Here is a 23,321-nt window from a genome sequence, read left to right as displayed (position 1 = left end):
GAACGCCTCGGCTACTGCGGCGAGTTGCAGATGGTCGTGGAACCGGCGGAGAGCCGCGAACGCATCGTCATCAGGGTCGACGAACAAGCGGTGCGCGACCCCGGGGCAGTGACCGAGGCCCTGCTGGCCCACAGCCCGGAGCTGCGCGAGGCGGTGACCCGCGAAAGGCTGCTGGACCTGACGGTCGAGACGGTCAGCCCCTCGGACTTCGAACGCAGTGCGGCAAGCGGGAAACTCCGCACGGTGATCGACCGTCGGCTCACCGGGTGAGGCATCCCAAAGAGCCCGCACAACGCGCACTCGCCATGGTTGGTCGCCCCGGGCGACTTCTTGATGGGCGGCCCCGGACCCCGCCGGTCGGCGGGGTCCGCTGCGGACGCCGGTCGGGTCCGCCGGGCATGTCCCGCGGGCGAAAGTGGGGAGCACAAGGAGGCCGCTCCCTACGGACGGTCGCCCCCCACACACAAGCACACACCCCGACAGGAATACCCATGGCAAGCACATACCCGTGGAGCTCGACCTGGGCGCTCTCCAGCCCCTCACCGTCCGCGGCAGGAGCGCCACGGAGTGTCGGCGCCGGTCAGGGCCTCTCCCCCGGTCCGCCCTCCCTCTTTCGCACCGGGGACCACAGCCGTCGCGTCCACGACCGGCCTGCGTCCGCGACGACGCCCTGACCGCACAACCCCTCGACCGTGACCTCGATGACCCGGTCCACCGCGGCCTGGCGCTGTCGTGGCGGAAGGGCGTCGAGCAGGCCGTCGAGCAGCAGGGTGGCCATGCCGTGGATCGGCGCCCACGCCGCCATCTCGCTGTACGGCCGGCTGCCGGATTCGATCAGACCGTGCCCGGCGAGCGTGTCGATCACCTCGGTCAGCAGGGCGAAGGCGCGGGAGTCGGAGACCAGTGAGAAGTCCGCGGTCTGCGCCGAGGTGTCGCAGCAGGCCATCCGGAACAGCCCCGGCTCGGCCAGCGCGAAGCGGAGGTAGCCCGCCCCCAGGGCACGCAGGCGGCGCACCGCGTCCTCGACCGGGTCGCGCCGCCGCTTCCCCGCGATGACCTCCTGCTCCATGGCCCCGGCGAGCCGGGCCAGCGCCGCCAGTCTGACGGCGTGCAGCAGGTCTTCCCTGTTGGCGAAATGCCGGTACGCGGCCGTGGGCGAGACGCCGACCTCCCTGGCCACGGCCCGCAGGACCACCTCTTGGGGGCCGCCCTTCGTGGCGAGGGCGACGCCCGCCCCTACGAGTGCGTTGCGCAGATCACCGTGGTGGTAGCCGCTCCGCGGCGCCTTGGGTGTACTCACCCTCCAATGTTGACAGCGTGCACATGGAATGCAAAGTTAACGGCGTAAACATCGTCGGGTCCGTGCGCCTCCCGGCACACGGCCCGCCCGGCCCTCCGGGAGGCAGCACATGCTGCGCACACTGGGACTCTTCCTCTTCGACAGGGCACGTACGGTGCTCATCTGGGCCGGGCTGCTGACGCTCGCGGCCGGCGCCGCGGGGATCGGCGTCTTCGGACAGCTCAAGAGCGGCGGGTTCGAGGACCCGACCGCCCCCTCAAGCCGCGCGGCCCGGCTGCTCGACAAAGAATTCGGCGGTACGCCCGATCTCGTCCTGCTGGTCCGGCCACGAGCGGGCACCGTCGACTCCCCCGCTGTGCGGGCCGCGGGCGATGACTTCACCGACCGGCTTTCACGGCGCCAGGGAGTCCAGGATGTGGTCTCGTACTGGCGGACACCGGCCGCTGCCCTCAGGGCGGAGGACGGCAGCGGCGCGCTCGTACTCGTACAGCTCGCCGGAGACGGTGAAGAGGTAGCCGAGCGGGCCGCCGCGCTCATAGCCGATCATGCCGATGCCGATGACAAGGCCGATGCCGATGCCGACGGCCGCGAGGAGGGCGCTCCGGGGAGGGCGTTCACCGTCGTCGCGGGCGGGCCCTCCGGTCTCGGTCACGACATCAGCACCCAGGTGGCCAAGGACCTGGGACTGGCCGAAGGGATCGCCATCCCGGTCACCTTCGCCCTGCTGGTCCTCGTCTTCCGTGGCCTGGCGCCCGCGCTGGTGCCGCTGGGGATCGGTGTCGTGGCCGTCCTCGGGACCTTCGCCGAACTCCACCTGCTCGCCCGCGTCACCGACGTATCGGTCTTCGCCATCAACCTCACCACCGCTCTCGGCCTCGGACTGGCGATCGACTACGGGCTCCTGATGGTCAGCCGGTACCGCGAACAACTGGCCGCCGGTCAGGACCCTCGTGAGGCGGTCGGGCAGACGGTGGCGACGGCCGGGCGCACGATCGTGTTCTCCGCCGCCACGGTCGCCGCCGCGCTCGCCGCGCCGTTGGTCTTCCCACTGGCCTTCCTGCGCTCGTTCGCCTACGCCGGTCTCGGCGTCGTCGCCACCGCGGCGCTCTGCGCGCTCCTGGTCACACCTGCGCTGCTCACCGTGCTCGGCCCGCGCCTCACTCCCCGGTCCGTACGGGCCGGCGGAGGTGACCGGCTCTGGGAGCGCATAGCCCGCACGGTCCTTCGCCACCCGCTGCGGACCGCCCTGCCCGCCTTCGCCGTCCTCGTGGTCGCGGCGGCGCCATTGCTCGGAGTCCGTTTCGGCACCCCGGACGAACGCGTCATGCCCGAGAACACGCCGAGCCGGACCGTCGCCGCCGCGTTGCGCGCCGAATTCCCGCACGGCGGGGGCGTCGACTCCCTCGACGTCGTGGTCACCGGAGGGTCGGCGCCGTCGGACGTCGCCGCGTACGCGCGGGCCGTATCGGAAGTGACCGGCGTGGATTCCATCGACCACGACACACGGACCTCGCCGGGGTCGGATCTGCACCACATCACCGTGCGCACCAGCCACCCGCCTGCCTCAGAAGAAGCCGCCCACCTGGTCAAAAGGGTGCGTGCGGTGGCCCTGCCCGGACCCGGCGAGGCACTCGTCGGCGGTCCTGCCGCCCGGGCCGTCGACACCAAGCAGGCCATCGGGGACCGGCTGCCCCTCGCCCTGGCCATGATCGCCACCAGCACGTTCGTGCTGCTGTTCCTCTTCACCGGCAGCGTGACGCAGCCCCTGCGGGCGTTGCTGCTCAACGCCCTCGGCATGGGCGCGATCCTCGGCACCATGGTGTGGATCTTCCAGACGGGGCACTTCTCCGGGCTGCTCGGCTGTACGCCGATGCCGATGGACACGGCCATGACGCTGCTGATGTTCTGCGTCGTGTTCGGGCTGTCCATGGACTACGAGGTGTTCGTACTGGGCCGGATCAAGGAACTGCACGACCAAGGGCTGCCCACGGCCGAGGCCGTCCCGCGGGGGCTGGGCCGCAGCGGATCCATCGTCTCGGCGGCGGCAGCGCTTCTCGCGGTGAGCCTGCTGGCCTTCGCGACCAGTTCGGTGAGTTTCATGCAGATGTTCGGCCTGGGGAGCGGATTGGCTGTCCTGCTGGACGCGCTGCTCATCCGCGGCGTCCTCGTGCCGACCTGCCTGCGGCTGCTGGGCAGGCACAACTGGTACGCGCCCCGTCCGTTGCGCGCGCTTCATCGGCGCTTCGGTCTGGCGGAGGCACCTGCTCAGGCCATGCCGAAATGATGCTGCGCAATGCGATACCGACGCACCGGCATCCGGCATCGGGCATCGGGCAGAACAACGTATCGACATCGGGCATACAGAAATAGCTCCGGCCGGTGGCGGAAGGTCGCCACCGGCCGGAGCCCTGCATTTCACCCTTTCGATTTCGTCAATCAGAAGTCTGCCGTCGGTTCCTCGCCCGGCTCCAACGCCGCATCGCCGGCCGTTCGACCATCCGGTACAGCGCCCATGCCACCAACACCGACGCCCCGAATATCAGGGCGAAGAAGCCGAGTTGCGCGATCAGGTCCATGCCGCTGAAGCGCGGAATGCCCAGCGCCCTGGCGCTGAAGTCGATGACGGGCTTGTGCACCAGGTAGAGCGCGAAGGACACCTCGCCCAGCCACACCATCGGCCGGGCCCTGAGGATGGACCGGCGCCCTCCGGCGTCAGCGACCGCGGTCGAACCGATGACCAGCGCCAGGGGGACCACGGTGATCGCGACGAACGAGTACAGCCCCGCGCCCATCGACATCCAGAAACCGAGCGCCAGCGCGAGCATCGCCGGGACCCTGCCCACAGGCAGCCACCTCCCCTCCATGACGAGGCGCGCGACCAGCATTCCGAGGAGGAACTCCAGGGCGCGGGCCACGGGGAAGAAGTAGACGAACCAGGCGTCGTTGTTCATGTAGGGCAGCAGCGGCGTCATGGGGTTGCCGTCCGGGACCAGGTACGTCGCGACGACCGGTACGCAGACGATCATCGCGACCGTCCCCGCCGCCCACCACCACAGCCGCCCGTCGCGGATACGGACGACGCACCGCAGCAGGAACGGGAACGCGGCGTAGAAGAACAGCTCGCACGACAGCGACCAGCTCACCGGGGAGACCGCGGTGGTCAGGTCGAAGCCGGGGATCCACGACTGCACCAGCAGCGCCGTGGGCACGAGCTGCCACTCCGTGAGTCGCGCGCCGACCAGGCACAGCAGCGCGAAGTGGACGGCGGCCGTCACGAGGTGGTTCGGGAAGACCTTGCACAGGCGACGGCGCCAGAAGTCGCGGGCGCTCCGGTCCGGGCGCGACGACCAGGTCAGCACGAATCCGCTCAGGATGAAGAAGAACGAGACACCGACCTGGCCCGAGTTGCGCCAGAAGTCGGGGTTTCCCCGCACGTAGAGCCCGAAATGAGTGCAGACCACCAGCGCTGCGGCAAGGAACCGCATTCCGGTGAGGGAGGCGAGTTGCGACTGAGGCGAATTCCCCGTGATCACCGCCGACCGCTTTCTGCTCCGGGCAGTTCCAAGAGTTCCGGCCATCGCCGACTCCTTCTCTCAGGCCGACGCGCTTTTCCGGTCGGCATTTGATGAGCGAGCGCAGCGTATGATCCGTAAATCGTGAATAGCAAGGCTGGGTGTAAGGAAAGAGAAAGGGCCCCGGAAATGACATGAGGGCAGCCCGCAATACGCGAGCAGGGCGGCACCGCTCACCAATTCCCGCTCGCCAATTTCCGCTGATTCCCGCTGAGCTATTCCCGCTCAGCGCTGCCACGAGCCAGGAGCGCGGTAGCCTCCCGGCGACCACGACCACGACCGCGTCCACAGCGCGCGGCGCACCGCCGCGCCATCGCCGCGCGCGCCGACCGCGCGGCTGCGGGAGAGCGTCAGGAGCGCCGACACCACCGCCGCCAGTTCCTCGTCGTTCGGCTGTCCGCGCACCACGGTGAACTCGTGGGGTGGGGAGGTGGGAGAGGGCGGAGAGGGCGGAGAGGGCGGAGAGGGCGGAGAGGGCGGATGGGCCGCGCCGCGCGGTGGCGTACGTCCGTTCATGGCGTCCTCATCCGCTGTCCGCGCCGGAGCGCCGCGTGCCGCCCGAGAGGGCCAGGCAGCAGGCGGCGCCGAGGAGGAGCACGCCGATCGGCAGGAGCGCCGTTTCCCGCATCGCGTCGACGAAGCCCTGCCGCTGTGCCTGGGCCCCCAGGCGGAGGAACAGATCCACACCGCGCGGATCGAGGAATGCGGGCACCTCGCCGCCCGGGTCGGACACGAAGGCCCGCCGCGCCGCCCGCGGCAGCAACTCCGCTGCGGTGAGGCGCCGTTGATGGGCGTCGGCCGCCAGGCGATATTGCAGCAGGGTTCCGACCGCCGCGCTGCCGAGGACCCCGCCGACCTGCCGGGTGGTGTTCAGTACGCCGGAAGCGGCGCCGGCCATCGAGCTGTCCACGGTGTTCATGGCGAGGTGTGTCACCGGTGCCAGCACACAGCCGATGCCGATGTCCGCGACGAGCAGCCCGGGCAGCAGACCCCACGGGTTCATGCCCGGCCGGGCCAGAACCACGATCAGCGCGAGACCGCCCGCGTACGTCAACAGCCCAACCAGCAGCAGGGCCTTGCCGCCGAACCGGTCGACGAGGCGGCCGGCCACCTGGGCGACGGCGACCGCGGCCAGGGGCGTCGGCGCGGTGACGAGACCCGCCTCCCACGCCGAGCAGCCCAGTACGCTTTGGAGGAACAGGGCGACCGGAAAGGCGCTGCCGATCACGGCGAAGTGGATGCCCGCGCCGATGAGGTTGGCGAGGCCGAAGTCCCGGTGGGCGAACAGCGCCCGGGGCAGCAGGGGCCGGCCTTTGGTGCGGCGCTGCTGGAGCACGAAGACCGACAGGAGTACGAGCCCGGAGGCGAGTACCCACGGGGCGGTGACCGGACCCGCGATGCTCGCGGACCCGGCGTGGTCGCTCTCCAGCAGGCCGAACGTGAAGGCGGTGAGACCTGTCGTCACCAGTACGAGACCGGCCAGGTCCCAGCCGTGACGCCGGACCGGCGCCGGGCGTGGCAGCAGTACGAACGCCGCCACGAGCGCGGCGAGCCCCACCGGCACGTTGACGAGGAAGATCCACTGCCATCCGGCACAGGTCACCAGGAACCCGCCGAGCAGCGGCCCGGCCACGATGGACAGCCCGATGGCACTGGTCAGTACGCCGAAGGCGGCACCCCGGCGCTCCGGTGGGAACAGCACGGTGACGAAGGCGCCGGTCTGCGGGGTCAGCAGGGCCGCGCCCACGCCCTGAACGGCGCGCAGGGCGATCAGTTGGCCGGCGCTTTCGGCCAGGGCGCACAGGCCGGAGGCGAGGGTGAACAGCAGCAGCCCGGCCAGGTAGACCCGTCTGGGGCCGAAGCGCTCACCGAATCGTCCCGCGGTGATCATGAGGACCGCGTAGGTGAGGACATACGCGTTGACGATCCACAGGATCCGGTCCAGACCGGCGTCCAGGTCCTCCAGCATCGCCGGGACCGCGACGTGCACGATCGTGGTGTCGAGCACGATCATGAAGAAGCCGACGCAGATCACGCCGAGGGCGGTCCACGGGCACCTGGGCCGGGCGTGCTTGGCCATCGCCTCTCCTCCTTTCTCGGGCTCGGGGCAGGCGGGAGGCTCGTGAGCCGGGTCAGCGGGCGGTGTAGCCGCCGTCGACGACGAGTTCGGCCCCGGTGATGAAGGAGGCCGCGTCGGATGCCAGGAAGGCGACGGCGGCGGCGACTTCGCGCGGGCGGGCCCGGCGTCGCAACGGTGTCGCCGCGACCACGTCGTCGACGAACTGCTGAGGGACCGTGGTGGTCATCGAGGTCTCGACCATGCCGGGACAGACCGTGTTGACCCTGATGCCCGCGGGGGCGAGTTCGACGGCGGCGGCGACCGTCATGGCGCGGACGGCGCCCTTGGCCGCGTGGTAGGCGAAGGAAGCGCCCGAGCCCACCATGCCGTAGACCGACGCGATGTTGACGACCGCTCCGCCGCCCGCCGAGCGCAGGCACGGCGTGACCGCCCGCATGCCGAGCCAGGTGCCGCGTTGGCAGGTGTCCACCACGCGCTCCCAGTCGTGTGCGCCGAGGTGTTCCACGCCGTCGATCGCCAAGGTGCCCGCGTTGTTGACCAGGACGTCGAGGTGGCCGAAGCGGCGGCGGGCGTACCGGGTCACCTGCTCCCAGGCGTCGGGGTCGGTGACATCCAGGGGGTGGCCGAAGGCCCGGCCGCGGGACGGGCCGCGATTCAGCTCGGCTGCGGCGGCCAGGCACGCCTCGCCGTCCAGGTCGGTCACCACGACCCCCGCGCCCTGCTCCATGAGCAGGGTGGTCACGGCCCGGCCGATCCCGCCGAGGGCTCCGGTGACCACCGCCACCTGGCCGCCGGGCCGGCCGGCCCTCACGACGCTCCCCCGCCGGGAGGCAGCCAGGCGAGCGCGGCCGCGTAACCGCGGGCGTGCGTCAGTGAGATGCCCGGCGTTGCAGTGCCCGGCGCCAGGGACTCGCGGGAGAGTGTCTCGCCGAGGTGGAGAGCGGGTGCGGCCCCCGGACGCCGCCGCACCTCCATGTCCTGCCAGGGTGGCTCGCACCGCCACCCCAGGACTCCCGCGCCGGCCTCTTTGGCCAACTTCCGGGCGGACAGGTGTTCCTCGGCCCGCAGGAGGCCGCGTGCGTAGGCGAGTTCCGCGTCGGTGAGCCAGGTGCCCCAGCGTGGGTCGCCGGCGGGCGGCGTCTGCTGGGGAGTGGCGAGATGCAGGACCAAGGGGGGGTTGCCCCTCACGACGTCCTCCCCTGCTCGGCCTCCCACGGGCTCAGTACGAGCGAGGCGTACGTGCCGCCCCAGTTGGCCGCGGTGAGCAGGCAGGAGCGACCGGCGGCATGGTCGGCTCGCTCCGTTTGGGTGCGCGGCCGCAGGTATCCCTCGATCCCGTCGAGCGGCTCGGAGAGGCCCGCGAGGGGCGGGCTCCACCCGGTGCGCAGCGTCTCGGTGGCACACACCGCCGACATCAGGGAGGTGGTGCTGTGCACATGGCCGACGTATCCGGTGAGGTTGCTCAGCCCCACCGCGCCGGGCTGCCACACCTGGGCGACCGCGCGAGTCTCGGCCAGGTCGAGCACGGCGGTTCCGCGCGCGTCACCGTAGACGGTTCCGATGTCGGCCGCGGTCATTCCCGCGTCGTCCAGCGCCCGCTTGAAGCTCTCCGCCCAGGCCCGGCCCGAGGGGTCGTTGCCCGCGATGCGGTAGCCGTCCGAGGTGGTCGCGTGTCCCCGTACTTCGGCCAGTACCGTGGCGCCGCGGGCCAGAGCGTGTTCCAGGGACTCCACGACCAGGGCGGTGCTGCCCGCTCCGAGAACGGTCCCGCTGGGGGTGCTGCTGTAGGGGCGGCAGGTGTCCGAGGAGAGCAGGCCGAGCCGGTCGAACCCGTAGTGCACCAGCGGAGTCAGCTCGTCCGCGCTCACCGCGAGCATCGCGTCGGCCTCGCCGCGGCGGATCAGATCCGCGGCGTAACCCAGACCGCTCAGGCCGGACACGCAGCCGGTGGCGAGCGTGGAGAGCGGGCCCCGGATCCGGAGCGCCAGACAGGCGTGTCCGGCCGCCGCGTTCATCACGGAGTTGGGGAACAGGCGGGGGTTGACCCGGTGCGGGCCATCCGTGCCGATGGTCCTGCTGAGCTGTTCCACCGTCTCCACGGGCCCGTTGAACGTACCGAAGACCATGCCGACGCGTTCGGCGTCGGACCTCCCGATCCGCAGGCCCGCGTCGTCCAGGGCCAGTCGGCAGGCGGCGAGGGTCAGCAGTCCGATCTGGTCGAGCCGCCGGGCGTACGCGCGGTCGACGTGGCGACGGCAGTCGGCGATGTCGATCTCGGCGGCCTGTCCGCTGCGGGAGAGCGCGAGGTCGGACAGGCGGGCCGGGCCGATGCCGGACCGTCCCTCCCTGAGCGCGGCGAGGAAGGCCTCCCGTCCGCTGCCGACCGAGGAGACGGGTCCGGCGCCGGTGATGACGACACGCCGGTCCGGACGGGGCGCGGGCGGGGCCGGGTGGCGTCCCAGGACGAGTGAGCAGTTGTTGCCGCCGAACGCGAAGGAGTTGGAGACGACGACGTCCAGCTCCTGCTCACGGGCGTGGTTGGCGACGATGTCGCGGGGCGCGTCGAAGCCCTCCTCGACGTTCACCGTGGGCGGCAGCACGCCGTCCCGCAGCGCCAGGACGCATGCCGCCGCCTCCAGGGCGCCGGCCGCGCCGAGCATGTGGCCGACCTGCGACTTGGTACTGCTCACCGGTGCCGGTGAGAGGCCTTCGAACAGGGAGGTGACGGCCTTCGTCTCGGCACTGTCGTTGGTCGGCGTGCCCGTGCCGTGCCCGTTGACGTAGTCGACGTCGGCGGCGGTCAGCTGTGCCTGGGCGAGGCCCCTTCGCATGGCACGGACCGCTCCGTTGCCCGCCGGGTCCGGCGCGGTGGCGTGGTAGGCGTCGCTGGTGAGGGCGTAGCCCAGGAGGTGGGCGAGGATCGCGGCACCGCGCCGCCGGGCGGACGACTCCGATTCCAGCACCAGGATCGCCGCGCCCTCACCGATGTTGAGGCCGGTGCTGCGGGAGTACGGGGCGCAGGGGGCCGGATCGAGGGCGTTGAGGCTGTCGAATCCGGCCAGCGAGAGGATGTCCAGGACATCGACGCCGCCGGCGATCATGATGTCGGCCCGGCCGTCCCGGATGGCGTCCGCCGCGAACCCGATCGAGTTGGAACCGGCCGCGCAGGCGTTGGAGATCACCACCTTGGGCCCCTTGAGCTGGAAGGCGATGCTCAGGGCGTCCGCGGACGTGTAGAGGGGGTAGTGGAACAGCCGGTCGCGGCGTGGCGCCCCTGGCCCGTCGCGCAGCAGGTCCCAGTGGAACTCCTCACCGCGTTCCAGGCCGCCGACCGAGGTGCCCACGGCGACGCCCATGCGGTAGGCGTCGTGTTCCGTCAGGCTCAGCCCGGCTCCCTCGATGGCCTCTTCGGCGGCGTTGAGGGCCAGCGTCGTCGCACGGTCGAGCCGTCCGCGCAGCCGCTGCCCGGCCGCGGGCACCGACGGCACCTCGCCGGAGTACTGGCAGCTCAGTGTCGATACGTCGATACGTTCGGTCTTGCCGATGCCGCTGCGTCCTTCGCGGATGCCCCGCCACACCTGTTGGACGCCGTTGCCCAGCGCGCAGCTGAGGCCTATTCCGGTGATGGCGACGCCCTCTTGAAAGCCCTTGGTGGAACTCATGTCTTCTCCTTACAGCCGGGGTGCGGCGGCGCGCTCCGCGCGCACACCGCCGCACTTTGTGCCACGCGGGGTCTCAATCCAGCGGTACGTCGAGGCTGGTGGCGGTCAGGAACGGGGCGGAGACCGTCCGGATCGCCGTATCGGACCCGGCGAGTTGGAAGTCCTGGCCCGAGGCGGCCACCGCGGCGTCCACCCGGCCGGTGCCGATGATCCGCCCGAGCCTGGGCGAGCGGACGGCATGGGTGACGACGCCCACCTCGGCGTCCCGCACCGCGATGGCAGTGCCCTGTTCCGGGCGGGCGCTCAGCGACTCGTCCGCGATCCAGCACACCGGGGAGCGGAGCGCGCCGTCACGTTCGGCGGCCGGGCCCGCGACCTCCCGGCCGGGGTCGACCATCCACTGGAGGCCCAGGTCGAAGGGGGTGACCTCGTGGCCCGCGCTCTCGTGTTCCAGGCTGGCGAACCGGACCTCCATCCGGCACACGTCCAGTGCGTCCTTGCCGCATTCGACGGCACCGTCGGCCAGCAGCTCGGCCCGCAGCCGCGCCCCCTCGGCGGCGGGGGCGAAGAACTTGTACCCGTACTCGCCGGTCACCCCGGTCCGCGAGACAGCGAGCCCCTGGCCTTCGCCCCACTCGGCCGTGGCGAAGCTGCGGTACGCCATGGACGCGACGGGGAAGGGCAGGTACCTCTGTGCGGTCTTGAAGGATGCGGGGCCCTCCAGCGCGAGGACGCGGTACTCCGCGCTGACGTCCTGGACGGTCACGTCCTCGTAGGCCAGGGCGGCGTCGATCAGGTGGGCGGTCGCCTCCGCGGCCTGGGACGGCCAGATCTCCACCAGGTAGTGCGCGGCGTGGCAGTGGATGAGCACCTCGGCGATGACGGTGCCGTTCTCGCGCAGCAGGAGGGCCGCGGTGCTCTGTCCCTCCAGGAGGAAGTCGACGCCGCGGGTGGCGGCCCGGCCGAGGTACTCGGCGGCGGCGGGGCCCGAGACCCGCACCAGGCCCATGCCTTCGTAGTCGATGAGTCCGCACGCCTCGCGCAGCGCCGTGTACTCCTCGGTCGTGTCTGTGTAGCTGGTCTTCATGGGGCTCTCCTTGGGCAGACGAGAGGAAAAAGATGGGGGGTGGGTCAGGCGGGGCCGACTACGCGTCCTCGCGCTCGGTGACGGCGAGCCGTACGGTCATCACCTGTTCGCGGCCGACCGAGGCCTGTCCGGTCACCGAGATGAGTCCGCCGAGGCGGGGGCCGCTCTGGGCCCGGAAGACCACCTGGTCGCCGGGGAGCACCGGTTTGAGGAACTTCGCCTGGCGGATCTCCGCGAGGTAGCCGACGCGGTCCGCCACGTCTCCGACGATCTCGCCGGTCGTGCGCAGCGCGCCGGCGCTGCCGTAGATCACCGCTGCGAGCTGGGCGACACATTCGACGAGCAGCACGCCGGGGTAGAGCATGCGGCCGGGGAAGTGCCCTGCCAGTACGGCGTCGGACGCGGTGACGTTCTTGATCGCCTCGGCGCTCACGCCGGGGTGGAGCGCGGTGACCCGGTCGAGGAGGAAGAACGGGTGGCGGTGCGGGAGCAGACGGGCGATGTCGTCGGCGCTCAGCACGGCTGCCCGCGGGGGTGACTGGTGGTGCGTCATGTCCAGGCCGCCTCGATGTGGTCCACGAGCCGGTTGAGTGAGAGCAGGCTGTGCGTGTCGTCGTCGGTGATAGTGACGCCGTAGGTGTCCTCGACGGCCATCGCGAGTTCCAGGGTGTCGATGGAGTCCAGTTCCAGGCCTCGGCCGAAGAGCGGCTGGTCGTCGCCGATCGTCGTGGGGTCGACGTCCAGTGAGAGCCGTTCCACCAGAAGGCACTTGACGCCTTCGGCCAGTTCCTGGCGCGCTCCGGCGCGGTGGGTGGCCTCTTCGAGGGTCATCGTCATGAGGGGCTCCTTGCTTGGGATGGGTGGGGTCGGGGGTGCTCGGGCGGTTCAGCTGATGAGTCCGCCGTCGACGACGAGGGAAGTGCCGGTGATGTACGCCGCGTCGTCGCTGAGCAGGAAGCGCACGGCCGAGCCGACTTCCTCGGTCCGGCCGATGCGGCCGAGCGGGACGCGCTTGAGGTTCTCCGCCAGTTGTGCGGGCGGCATCTTCTGGGTCATGGCGGTGTCGACGAAGCCGGGGACGACGGCGTTGACGCGGACGCCGTAGCCGCCGAGTTCCTTGGCGAGGGCTTTGACCATGGCCAGTACGCCCGCTTTGGCCGCCGCGTAGTTGGCCTGGCCGGCGGGCGGGTTGAAGGCGCTGGTGGACCCGATGGTGACGATGGAGCCCCGGCGTCGCGCGGCCATCATCCGGCCGGCCGCGCGCATGCACAGGAACGCTCCGGTGAGGTTGGTGTCGATCACCTCTTGCCACTTGGCGTCGCCCATCATCACGGCGTAGCCGTCCCGGGTGATGCCGGCGTTGTGCACCAGCGCGTCGATGCCGCCGTACTCGGCGCGGATGAGGCGGAACATGCGCTCCACGTCCGCGGATTGGGAGATGTCGCCCTGTACCAGGGCGGCGTCCGGCTGGATCTGCCGCACGGTCCGCAGGGCTTCCTCGGCCTGTTCGGGGTTCCGGCGGTGGTTGAGCAGGACGGTGGCTCCGGCGCGCGCCAGGTCGGTGGCGACCGCGAGCCCGATTCCCTTGGTGGCCCCGGTGACCAGCGCGATGCGCCCGTTGAGATCGCTCACGTGCTTTTCCTTGCCTTCGAGGTGACGTGGTCCTGTGCGGTGGGCGGCCCCGCGGGCGAGGCCGGTACCGCCGTGGGCGGCGGTGTGGCGCCGAGCGCTTCGTGGACGCTCAGGTGCCGGGCCTCGCGGGCCATCTCCCGTCCCAGTCCGGACAGCACCCGCCCGGGCCCGGCCTCGACGAAGGTGCGTACGCCGAGCCCCAGAAGCGTGTGCACCGTGTCCTGCCAGCGCACCGGGCGGAGGATCTGTGCGAACAGCACCTCGCGGTACTCCTCGATGTCGCTCACCAGCTGCCCGGTCGCGCTGGACACCAGGGGGATGCGGGGAGGGGCCAGGCGTGCCTCGGCGAGCTTGCCCATCAGTCCCAGTGGCGCCCCGGCCATCAGGGGCGAGTGGTAGGCGCCGCCGACGGGCAGGCGGCGGGCGCGCAGCGCCCCGGCGTCCCGGGCGGCGTCGACCACGCGCTGGACCGCGGCGACGGTGCCGGACACCACGGTCTGCCGGGGCGAGTTGAGGTTGGCGACGACGGCGAAGCCGGTGTCGTCGCAGGCCTCCTGGCACAGGCGGCGGACGGTTTCCGGTGCCAGTCCGACGATCGCGGCCATGGTGCCGGCGGTCTGCCGGGCGGCCGTGCTCATGGCCCGTCCGCGGCAGGAGACCAGGGAGAGCGCGGTGTCCGGGTCGAGGCTGCCGCAGGCGGTGAGCGCGGTGTACTCGCCGAGGCTGTGCCCGGCGACGGCCGAGGGGGCCAGGCCCCTGTCGCGCAGCCGGTGCAGCGCCGCGAGGGACCAGACGAACACCAGGACCTGGGCGTACTCCGGGTCCGCGAGGGTGTCCGCGTCGGCCTCGGTCATGAGGGCGCCGACGGGAAGGCCCGTGACGTCCTCGGCCCGGTCGACGAGATCGCGGGCGGCGGGGCCGAAGCGCGCCAACTCCCGTCCCATGCCGGGGAACTGGCTGCCCTGGCCGGGGAAGACGAATGCCGTGGGTCTGTTCATCGGGGACCTGCCGGGGTGATGGTGGGGGCGGCCACGACCCAGGCCACGGCCATGTCGTCCGCGAGTTCACGGGTGCCGCCGGTCAGCGTGACGCCGTGCCGGGCGGCCCAGCGGGCGAGTTCACCGCGGAGGTGTACCTGCCGGCCGCCGCCGTCCTGCTCCGGTGGCCCGGTGCCGACGTCGATGTCGGCGTAGGCGGAGCCCGGCGGCAGTCCTCCCAGAGCCTTCACCACGCTCTCCTTGATGCCGAAGGCGTGCCCCAGGATCCGTGCCGGGGTCAGTTCGCCATCCGCCGCGCACCTGGCCGCCGCGCGTTCCGAGGCGCTGAAGGCGCGTCGCAGCACGGCTCCCCCGGTGCGGGTCACGGCCAGGTCCCAGCGGCGCAGGTCCACCAGGTCGACCCCTGCCGAGTGCACCGCCGCCGGCACCGAGCAGCGGAGGTATTCCGTAATGTCCATCGACAAACACCGCCGATTCGCTGACGTTCTGTGAAATGCGAAATGAACTGCGCGAAACACGAAAGGATAATGCGCGCTGAATGCGAGTGGGCCGGATTCGCCCTGCTCCTTCGTTCACCGGAACGCTAAGCGCGTCGAGAAATCCATGTCAACCGAAGTCCCGTTTCGACCAGGATTTCTGTAAGTTCCGAGAAAGATGCCAGGGCATCTGCGGCACGGTGAAAGATGCACGTCAGGAATGATTGACGCGCCTTTACGGCGTTCCTATGGTCGAGCCGTATAAATGCCTCCGGGCAGCACTCGTAGAACCTTTCACGAGAAACGAGCCGCCATGCCGCGTTGGGTTGAATCCGTACCGAACCTCGAAGGCTGGAATCACGTCGACACCACGGCACGCGTCCGATGGGGCGAGTGCGACGTGCAAGGACATGCGTATTACGCAAGTTTCGTGCCGTGGTTCGATCTGGGCCGCGAGGCCTTCGCACTGGCCGTCGGCGTCGACTTCTGGAACTACCAGATCACCACGACGAATTTCCGCGCCCGCTATCACGAGCCGGCCAAGTACCTGGACGATCTGACCATCAGGACGTGGGCCATCACACCCCGCAGGCACCTGGAGTGCCACTACGAGATCTACCGGACGAACGGCAGCAGGCTCCTCGCGGAAGCCCAGTCCGTGCACTCCCTCGTCAACCCGCAGAGTGGCCGCCTCATGCGTGCCACCGATGAACTCCACGACAAGTTCGAGGAGTTCATCGCACGCCGTCGGGCCGAAGCGGCAGCAGCTCACCACTGACACGCGCGCGCACTCTCTCCGCGCTCCCTGGAGGAACATCCATGAACCCCCTGCATTCCGCGGCCGTCGAGGAGCTTCGCGCCGCGCTCCTCGGCGAAGTGATCACCCCTGCCGACTCCCCGTACGACGCGGCGCGCGCCGTCTTCAACGCCATGATCGACCGCCGTCCCGCGGTGATCGCGCGCTGCCGCGGCGCGGCCGATGTCATCGCCGCGATCGCCTTCGCCCGGGAGCAGCGGCTCCCCATCGCCGTACGCGGTGGTGGACACAGCATCGCCGGGCACAGCACCTGTGACGACGGCATCGTCATCGACCTGTCGCTCATGCGGGGCGTCCACGTCGACCCGGAGCGGCGCACGGCACGCGTACAGGCGGGGGCGACGCTGGCCGATGTCGACCGAGAGACCCAGGTGCACGGCCTGGCCGTGCCGTCGGGGCAGGTCTCCGAGACCGGCATCGCGGGCCTCACTCTCAACGGCGGCATGGGCATGCTGCAACGCAAGTACGGGCTGACGTGCGACAACCTGCTGTCCGCGGAGATGGTCACCCTGGACGGCGAGGTGGTGACCGCGAGCGCGGAACAGAATCCGGAGCTGTTCTGGGCACTGCGCGGCGGAGGCGGGAACTTCGGCGTCGTCACCTCCTTCGAGTACCGGGCGCACCCCGTGGGGCCGATGATGCTGGCCGGCATGGTGGCGTATCCGGTGGAGCAGGCCGTCGAGGTCCTGCGCTTCCTCCGGGACACCATCAGCTCGACGCCCGACGAACTGAGCACCGACGTCGTCTTCCTGCGCGTTCCCGCCCTGGGGTTCTTCCCCGAGGAGCACCGGGGACGGCCCGTCGTCGGCTTCTTCCTGCGCTACTCGGGGCCGCTCGACGAGGGCTGGGACGTGATCCGGCCGATCCGGGAGTTCGGCAGCCCGCTGATCGACGTCGTCGAGCCGATGCCGCTGGTGACCGTGCAGTCCATGCTGGACCCGGCCAATCCTCGCGGCCATCAGCAGTACTGGACCAGCGAGTTCCTGCCCCGCTTCGGCAGCGCGGAGATCGAGACGGTGGCCCGCATCGGCAGCGATCTCCCGTCGCCGGAGACGGTCATGCAGGTCATCCCCTTCGACGCCCAGCCCACCCGGATCGAACCGGACGCCACGGCCTTCTCCCACCGCGAGGAGAGCTGGCTGATCCACATCGTCGGGCAGTGGCACGACCCCGCCGAGAACGACCGGTGCCGGGCCTGGGTGAAGGAGGCGGGAGCCGCGCTGCGGGCCTTCGGGTCGGGCGCGTCCTACCTCAACCTGCTCAGCGAGGAGCCCGGGACCGACCGGGTGGCGGGGTTCTGGGACGACGCGCGGCTGCGGCGGCTGGCACGCGTCAAGGCACAGTACGACCCGGAGAACCTGCTGCGCTTCAACCACAACATCCCGCCCGCGCCCGCGGAGGCGGGGCAGTGAGGGCCCGCCAGCGGGCCGGGCGCGGCGGGCGTCGCCCCCGCGTCGCGATCGTCGGCGCCGGCTTCGGCGGTATCGGTCTCGCCATCGCGCTGAAGCGGGCAGGACACCACGACTTCGTGATCGTGGAGCGGGCCGCGGACATCGGCGGGGTCTGGCGCGACAACACCTATCCCGGCGCGGCCTGCGACATCCCCTCGCACCTGTACTGCTACTCCTTCGAACCCCGCCGCGACTGGGCCCGCCGGTACGCCTCCCAGGCCGAGATCCTGCGCTACCTGCACGACTGCGCGGACAAGTACGGACTGCGCTCGCACCTGCGGCCGAACACCGAGATCGAGTCGGCCGAGTTCGATGAGAGTTCCGCGCTGTGGCGGCTGCGCACCGGTGAGGGGGAGACCATCGAGGCCGAGGTACTGGTGCCGGCCTGTGGGCAGTTGAGCAATCCGCGGATACCGCGGATACCGGGCGCGGACCGGTTCACCGGGCACACGGTCCACTCCGCGCGGTGGTCCCACGACCACGACCTGACGGGCCGGTGGGTGGCCGTGATCGGCACGGGGTCGAGCGCCTTGCAGATTGTCCCGGAGATCGCGCCGCTGACCGGGCACCTGACCGTCTTCCAGCGCTCGGCGCCGTATGTGGTCCCCAAGTGGGACCGGACCTATCGGCCGCCCTCCCGGTGGTCCCGCCGGCTGCCGCCGCTGCCCCAGAAGCTGGCCAGGCTCGGCTGGTGGCTCTTCAACGAGGCCCTGGTCTCCGGGCTGACCCGCCGGTGGCCGACCGCCCGGCTGACCGAGCGCGGTTCGCAGATGCAGCTGCGCACGCAGCTCGACGACCCCGAACTGCGCGAGAAGCTGACACCACGCAGCGAACTGGGCTGCAAGCGGGTGGGCATCTCCAGCACGTACTACCCGGCCCTGAACCGTCCCGACGTCAGCCTCGTCACCGAGCCGATCACCGAGATAACCGACAGCGCGGTCCGTACCGCGGACGGCACCCGGCATCCGGTCGACACGATCATCTACGCGACCGGCTTCGCGGCCACCGAGTTCCTGGCCTCCCTGCGGGTGCGCGGTCGCGGCGGGCGGGAGCTGTCCGAGGTGTGGCGCGACGGCGCACGGGCCTACCTGGGCATGGCCGTCCCGGGCTTCCCGAACATGTTCATGATCTACGGCCCCAACACCAACATCGGCGCCGGCTCGGCCATCTACATGATCGAGAGTCAGATCCGGTACATCACCGCCGCGGTACGCGAACTCGCCCGGGGCAGGACGCGCTTCCTGGAAGTGCGCGCCGAGGTCGCCGACGCCTTCGACCGGGACGTGCAGCGGCGGCTGCGGCGGTCGGTCTGGTCGACGTGCACGAGCTGGTACCGCCACAGCAGTGGGCGGGTCACCAACAACTGGCCGGGCCAGACCGCGGACTACCGCCGCCGCACGGCCCGCCTCGACCGGGCCGACTACCGGGCCGTGCCCCCGCGGCCCGCCCCGGGCACCCGCCCCTGATCCGAAGGAGCACCATGCCCCTCCACACGGACTCGGAGCGTGTACTGCGCGCTCTGGACGAGCAGGGCTTCCCGGCGTTCGAGCAGGTGAGCGTGGCGGTCATCCGCGAACTCCTGGACGGGCTCATACAGGTGCAAGGCCCGCCCGCACCGATGGCACAGGTCACGGACACCTCGGTCCCCGGCCCCGGCGGGCCGATCCCCGTCCGTGTCTACCGGCCCGGCCCGCCCGACGGGCGGCCCCGGCCCCTCGTGGTGTTCTTCCACGGCGGCGGCTGGGTCGCGGGGAGCGTGGACCTCGTCGACCGCCCGCTGCGCGGACTCGCCGCCGCCACGGGAGCGGTGGTCGCCTCGGTCGGCTACCGGCTGGCGCCCGAGACCCGCTTCCCCGGGCCCGTGCTCGACGCCTACGCGGCCGTCGACGCGCTCGCCCTGCGGGCCGCCGAGTTCGGGGCGGCACCGGACCGCCTCGTCGTGGCCGGGGAGAGCGCGGGCGCCAACCTCGCCACCGCGGCCTGCCGGATAGCCGTCGAACACGGCGGCCCGGACATCGGCCTCCAGCTGCTGATCTGCCCGATCACCGCGCCCGCACGCGATTCCCCGTTCCCCTCCTACCAGGAGCACGCCCGCGGCTACGTCAATACCCGGGCCGCGATGGAGCACTTCTGGGACCTCTACCTGGCCCGCCCGGAAGACGCCACCCACCCCTGGGCGGCGCCACTGCTCGCCGACGACCTGTCACGCCAGCCGCCGGCGCTGATCCTCACCGCCGAGTACGACCCGCTGCGGGACGAGGGAGAGGAGTACGGCCGACGGCTGCGGGCCGCCGGAGTGCCGACGACCGTCAGCCGATACGCCGGAATGCTCCACATCTTCTTCCTCCTCCCCCGACTGACCGCCTTCCAGGAAGCGGTGGACGAGGTCGGCCGGGCGCTGCGAGCCCGGTGGTAGCCACCCAGCAGCACGAAGGAGACAACGACATGCACCACCACAGTCAGATCTACCTCGACGGTGCCTGGAGACCCTCGCGGGGCACCGACGTCATCGAGGTCGTCAACCCGACGACCGAGCAGGTGATGTGCGCCGTCCCGCAGGGCACGTCCGCCGACGTCGACGCGGCCGTCGACGCGGCCCGACGCGCCTTTCCGGGATGGTGGGACACCCCGACTGCCCGCCGCGCGGAGTACCTCGGGCGCGTCGCCGACCGGCTGGAACAGCGAGCGGCCGAGCTGGCCGTGCTCACCGCCCGGGACGTGGGGGCGCCGCTGGCGTTCGCCCGGGCCGCGCATGTCGCCCTGCCCGTCCTGTCGTTCCGGCAGGCGGCCGATGTCGCATCGGCGTACGCGTACGAACGTCAGGAGGGCGGCTCACTGATCGTGCGCGAACCCTACGGCGTCGTAGGAGCGATCACCCCGTGGAACTACCCGCTGCACCAGATCGCCGCGAAGGTCGCCTATGCCCTGGCCGCGGGCAACACCGTCGTCCTCAAGCCCAGTGAGGTGGCACCGCTCGGCGCCTGGGCACTGGCGGAGATCTTCGACAAGGCCGGCCTGCCGCCCGGCGTATTCAACATGGTCAGCGGCACCGGGGCGGTGGTGGGCGAAGCACTCGCCGCGCACAAGGGCGTCGATCTGGTGTCCTTCACCGGGTCGACAGCGGTGGGTAAACGGGTCAGCCGACTGGCCGCGGAGACGGTCAAACGCGTCACGCTGGAGCTGGGCGGCAAGAGCCCCGCGGTGCTGCTCCCCGACGCCGACCCGGTCGAGGCGGTGCCGCGGGTCGTGGTCAACGCGTTCCTCAACTCCGGCCAGACGTGCAGCGCGCTGACCCGGCTCGTGGTGCCCCGCTCCCGGCTCGGCGAGGTCGAACGGGCGGCACGGCAGGCGGCCGAGGCCATGACGGCCGGTGATCCGCTGGCAGAGGGGACCCGCCTCGGCCCGCTGGTGTCCGCCACTCAGCGGGACCGGGTCCGCGCGCACATCACCAGAGCCCTCGACGAAGGCGCACGCCTCGTCACCGGAGGGGCCCTGCCGCCGGACGGCCTGCCCCGGGGCTACTTCGTCCGCCCCACGGTGCTCTCCGAGGTCACCCCGCGGATGGCGGTGCACCGCGACGAGGTCTTCGGTCCGGTTCTCGCCATCGAGCCCTACGACAGTGTGGCCGAGGCCGTACGGCTGGCGAACGACAGCGACTACGGGCTGGCCGCCGCGGTCTGGTCACCGGACCGCGACAGGGCCCTCGCGGTGGCCAGGCTCCTGCGCGCCGGTCAAGTCGGGGTCAACAGCGCCGACTTGAACCCCCGGGCCCCCTTCGGCGGATACAAGCAGTCCGGGAACGGCCGTGAGCACGGTGTCCTCGGCCTGGAGGAGTTCCTGGAGATCAAGTCCGTGCAGGTCTGAAAGACCACCGGAATCCACCCCCTGAAGAGCAGCGATCCACTCCGCAAGTCACCTCGAAAGGAAGTACAGCCATGTTCCGCACCATGCTCACGTCCAAGATCCACCGCGCCACGGTCACCCAGGCCGATCTGCACTACGTCGGCTCGCTCACCCTGTGCGCCGACCTGATGGACGCCGCCGGTCTGCTGCCCGGCGAGAAGGTGGACATCGTCGACATCAACAACGGCAACCGCCTCTCCACGTACATCATCGAGGGCCCCCGGGGCACCGGTGTGGTCGGCATCAACGGCGCCGCCGCCCGTCTCATCAACGTCGGCGACCTGGTCATCATCATCGGCTACGGCGTCGTCGCGGACGCGGAGGCGCAGAAGGTCGAGCCCAAGGTCGTCTTCGTGGACGGCGACAACAGGATCACTTCGATGGGCTCGGACCCGGCCGAGCCGACGGCCGACGGGCAGACCGTCCGCGGCGATCACATCTTCACCGACTGACCTCTTCCCCCGTACGCAAGGAGCAGCGGTATGTGTGGAATCACCGGCTGGGTGTCGTTCGACCGCGATCTCACCCGGGAGGAGGGTGTACTCGAAGCCATGACGGGATCCATGACGGCCCGCGGTCCCGACGGCTCCGGCACCTGGTACTCCCGGCATGCGGCCCTCGGCCACCGGCGTCTGGCGATCATCGATCTGGAGGGCGGCGCGCAGCCGGTGACCGCCCAGACCCTCGACGGCGTCGTGGCCCTGACGTACAGCGGCGAAGTGTACAACTTCGCCGAGCTGCGCGCGGAACTGCGCCGCCGGGGCCACCCGTTCCGCACCGCCTGCGACACCGAGGTCGTGCTGCGCGCCTACCTGGAGTGGGGCGCCGCGCTCACCGAGCGCCTGGTCGGCATGTACGCTTTCGCCGTCTGGGACGGCCGATCCGAGCAACTGCTCCTGGTCCGGGACCGGTTGGGCATCAAGCCGCTGTACTACTACCCCACACCCGACGGGGTGCTCTTCGGTTCCGAACCCAAGGCCGTCCTGGCCAACCCCGCGGTGCCACGGACCGTGGACCTGGACGGCATACGGGAGATCGTGCTCGGCGTGAAGACGCCGGGTGCCGCGGTGTGGCAGGGCATGCGCGAACTGCCGCCGGGCCATGTGGCCACGGTCGGTCGCTCGGGCGTGCGCGAGCAGGAGTACTGGAGGTTGCGGGCCCTGCCGCACACCGATGACCTGGCCACGACCTCCGGGCGGCTGCGGGAGCTGCTCCACGACTCCGTACGGGAACAGCTGGTCGCCGATGTCCCCCGCTGCCTGCTGGTGTCCGGCGGTCTTGACTCCAGTGCCCTCGCCGGACTCGCGTCCGACGGACGGGCGGCGCGGCTGCGGTCGTTCTCGGTGGACTTCGCCGGACACAGTGAGCACTTCGTACCGGACGAGTACAACATCAGCCCGGACGCACCCTATGTACGCGCCGTCGTCGATCACCTGGGGACCGACCACACCGATCTGGTGCTGGACCCCGCGGCGCTGGCCGACCCGGAGGTCCGCCGGGCCTGTGTGAGTGCCCGGGATCTGCCGGTGGGCCGCGGTGACCTCGACCACTCCCTGTACCTGCTTTTCCGAGCGATCCGGGAACACTCCACGGTCGCCCTCTCCGGGGAGGGGGCCGACGAGATGTTCGGCGGCTACTGGTGGTTCCACGACCGGGCGGTCAGCGAGGCCGCCGGCTTCCCCTGGCTCACCGCCGCTCTCGGCACGGCCCGGCAGGAGCGCCCGTACACACCGCCGGATCTCCGCGTGGCCCTGGACATACCGGAGTTCGCCGCGCAGCGGTACCGCGACGCGCTCGCCGAGACCCCCGTCCTGGACGGGGAGAGCGCCGAGCAGCGACGTGCCCGCCAGCTCCTGTATCTGCACATGACCCGTAGCCTCGGCGGGATGCTCGACCGCAAGGACCGGCTGAGCATGGCCGTGGGGCTGGAGGTCCGGGTGCCCTTCTGCGACCACCGGGTCGCCGAGTACGCCTTCAACATTCCCTGGTCGATGCAGGTCTTCGACGGCCGCGAGAAGAGCGTGCTGCGGGCGGCCGCCCGGGAGGTGGTCCCGGACGTGGTGCTGGGACGCACCAAGAGCCCTTATCCCATGACGCAGGACCGCCGGTACGTCTGCGCCCTCCAGGAGCAGGTGCGTGGCGTCCTCGCCCTCGCCGACCACGACGTCTTCACCCTCGTCGACAGGCCCACGGCGCTGCGCGCGGCCGAGGCGGACCCGACCCGGGTGCCGCATCCAGGGCGGCATCGCATGCTGCTGGAGAAGGTGCTCGATCTGTACGTCTGGCTGGACCATCACCGCCCCAAGCTGCTCGTGGGCTGAGTGCTTTGCACGGTGGCGGCCG

The 23,321-nt window shown here is 71.0% G+C and carries 21 protein-coding genes; 8 read left to right on the top strand and 13 right to left on the bottom strand.

Going from position 1 to position 23,321, the window contains the following annotated elements; genetic code table 11:
• Nucleotides 1-580 precede the first annotated feature (580 nt).
• Nucleotides 581-1,300, bottom strand: coding sequence for a TetR/AcrR family transcriptional regulator (locus tag CP975_RS33420; protein WP_055530901.1), 720 nt, complete (start codon nt 1,298-1,300; stop codon nt 581-583).
• A 109-nt stretch (nt 1,301-1,409) separates the two neighbouring features.
• Between CP975_RS33420 and CP975_RS33415 the strand changes: the two genes are divergently transcribed.
• Entirely contained in the window at nt 1,410-3,584 is a 2,175-nt protein-coding gene (locus tag CP975_RS33415) for an MMPL family transporter (protein WP_055530903.1), read from the top strand.
• Nucleotides 3,585-3,732: 148 nt separating this feature from the next.
• Here the strand turns inward: CP975_RS33415 and CP975_RS33410 are convergent, their stop codons facing one another.
• From CP975_RS33410 to CP975_RS33355, 12 genes are all read right to left on the bottom strand, one after another.
• Nucleotides 3,733-4,785, bottom strand: a complete 1,053-nt coding sequence (locus tag CP975_RS33410) for an acyltransferase family protein (RefSeq protein ID WP_055530904.1) — start codon at nt 4,783-4,785, stop codon at nt 3,733-3,735.
• 312 nt (nt 4,786-5,097) lie between these two features.
• Entirely contained in the window at nt 5,098-5,280 is a 183-nt protein-coding gene (locus CP975_RS35250) for an acyl-CoA carboxylase subunit epsilon (protein WP_055530906.1), read from the bottom strand.
• A gap of 115 nt (nt 5,281-5,395) precedes the next feature.
• Complete coding sequence (locus CP975_RS33400) at nt 5,396-6,952, bottom strand: DHA2 family efflux MFS transporter permease subunit (protein WP_055530908.1); 1,557 nt, start codon at nt 6,950-6,952, stop codon at nt 5,396-5,398.
• A 52-nt stretch (nt 6,953-7,004) separates the two neighbouring features.
• Nucleotides 7,005-7,763 carry an SDR family NAD(P)-dependent oxidoreductase gene (locus tag CP975_RS33395; RefSeq protein WP_055530910.1) on the bottom strand — a complete coding sequence of 253 codons (759 nt, stop codon included), beginning with the start codon at nt 7,761-7,763 and terminating at the stop codon, nt 7,005-7,007.
• The gene (locus CP975_RS33390) at nt 7,760-8,140 is read right to left on the bottom strand and encodes a holo-ACP synthase (RefSeq protein WP_055530912.1); all 381 of its coding nucleotides are present in this window, start codon (nt 8,138-8,140) and stop codon (nt 7,760-7,762) included. Before CP975_RS33390 ends, CP975_RS33395 begins: the two co-directional genes overlap by 4 nt.
• A complete protein-coding gene (locus CP975_RS33385) occupies nt 8,137-10,614 on the bottom strand; it encodes a beta-ketoacyl-[acyl-carrier-protein] synthase family protein (RefSeq protein ID WP_055530914.1) in 2,478 nt (825 codons plus the stop codon). Before CP975_RS33385 ends, CP975_RS33390 begins: the two co-directional genes overlap by 4 nt.
• A 73-nt stretch (nt 10,615-10,687) precedes the next feature.
• The gene (locus tag CP975_RS33380) at nt 10,688-11,701 is read right to left on the bottom strand and encodes a glycine cleavage T C-terminal barrel domain-containing protein (protein ID WP_055530917.1); all 1,014 of its coding nucleotides are present in this window, start codon (nt 11,699-11,701) and stop codon (nt 10,688-10,690) included.
• A gap of 58 nt (nt 11,702-11,759) precedes the next feature.
• Nucleotides 11,760-12,254 (bottom strand): 3-hydroxyacyl-ACP dehydratase FabZ, encoded by a 495-nt coding sequence (fabZ, locus tag CP975_RS33375; RefSeq protein WP_055530918.1) that lies wholly within the window; start codon nt 12,252-12,254, stop codon nt 11,760-11,762.
• On the bottom strand, nt 12,251-12,538 hold the full coding sequence (locus tag CP975_RS33370) for a phosphopantetheine-binding protein (RefSeq protein WP_055530920.1): 288 nt from the start codon (nt 12,536-12,538) through the stop codon (nt 12,251-12,253). Before CP975_RS33370 ends, fabZ begins: the two co-directional genes overlap by 4 nt.
• 48 nt (nt 12,539-12,586) lie before the next feature.
• On the bottom strand, nt 12,587-13,333 hold the full coding sequence (locus CP975_RS33365) for an SDR family NAD(P)-dependent oxidoreductase (protein WP_055530922.1): 747 nt from the start codon (nt 13,331-13,333) through the stop codon (nt 12,587-12,589).
• On the bottom strand, nt 13,330-14,331 hold the full coding sequence (locus CP975_RS33360) for an ACP S-malonyltransferase (protein ID WP_070321212.1): 1,002 nt from the start codon (nt 14,329-14,331) through the stop codon (nt 13,330-13,332). Before CP975_RS33360 ends, CP975_RS33365 begins: the two co-directional genes overlap by 4 nt.
• Complete coding sequence (locus tag CP975_RS33355) at nt 14,328-14,789, bottom strand: 4'-phosphopantetheinyl transferase superfamily protein (protein WP_055530925.1); 462 nt, start codon at nt 14,787-14,789, stop codon at nt 14,328-14,330. Before CP975_RS33355 ends, CP975_RS33360 begins: the two co-directional genes overlap by 4 nt.
• A gap of 283 nt (nt 14,790-15,072) precedes the next feature.
• Between CP975_RS33355 and CP975_RS33350 the strand changes: the two genes are divergently transcribed.
• The 7 genes from CP975_RS33350 (at nt 15,073) to asnB (ending at nt 23,299) form a co-directional block, all read left to right on the top strand.
• Complete coding sequence (locus tag CP975_RS33350) at nt 15,073-15,585, top strand: acyl-CoA thioesterase (protein ID WP_150477670.1); 513 nt, start codon at nt 15,073-15,075, stop codon at nt 15,583-15,585.
• A 41-nt stretch (nt 15,586-15,626) separates the two neighbouring features.
• Nucleotides 15,627-17,036 carry an FAD-binding oxidoreductase gene (locus CP975_RS33345; protein WP_055530927.1) on the top strand — a complete coding sequence of 470 codons (1,410 nt, stop codon included), beginning with the start codon at nt 15,627-15,629 and terminating at the stop codon, nt 17,034-17,036.
• Nucleotides 17,033-18,541, top strand: a complete 1,509-nt coding sequence (locus tag CP975_RS33340) for a flavin-containing monooxygenase (protein ID WP_055530928.1) — start codon at nt 17,033-17,035, stop codon at nt 18,539-18,541. The genes CP975_RS33345 and CP975_RS33340 overlap by 4 nt, the downstream gene beginning before the upstream one ends.
• A 14-nt stretch (nt 18,542-18,555) precedes the next feature.
• Complete coding sequence (locus CP975_RS33335) at nt 18,556-19,491, top strand: alpha/beta hydrolase (protein ID WP_055530929.1); 936 nt, start codon at nt 18,556-18,558, stop codon at nt 19,489-19,491.
• A gap of 29 nt (nt 19,492-19,520) precedes the next feature.
• A complete protein-coding gene (locus CP975_RS33330) occupies nt 19,521-20,939 on the top strand; it encodes an aldehyde dehydrogenase family protein (protein ID WP_055530987.1) in 1,419 nt (472 codons plus the stop codon).
• A gap of 71 nt (nt 20,940-21,010) precedes the next feature.
• Entirely contained in the window at nt 21,011-21,430 is a 420-nt protein-coding gene (panD, locus tag CP975_RS33325; RefSeq protein WP_055530930.1) for an aspartate 1-decarboxylase, read from the top strand.
• Between the two features lie 30 nt (nt 21,431-21,460).
• The gene (asnB, locus tag CP975_RS33320) at nt 21,461-23,299 is read left to right on the top strand and encodes an asparagine synthase (glutamine-hydrolyzing) (RefSeq protein ID WP_055530931.1); all 1,839 of its coding nucleotides are present in this window, start codon (nt 21,461-21,463) and stop codon (nt 23,297-23,299) included.
• Nucleotides 23,300-23,321: the final 22 nt, after the last annotated feature.

Source organism: Streptomyces alboniger, from assembly GCF_008704395.1.
In the GTDB taxonomy this organism is placed as follows: Bacteria; Actinomycetota; Actinomycetes; order Streptomycetales; family Streptomycetaceae; genus Streptomyces; species Streptomyces alboniger.
The sequence above is the reverse complement of the archived record's forward strand: the minus strand, read 5'-3'. Positions and strand labels throughout refer to the sequence as shown.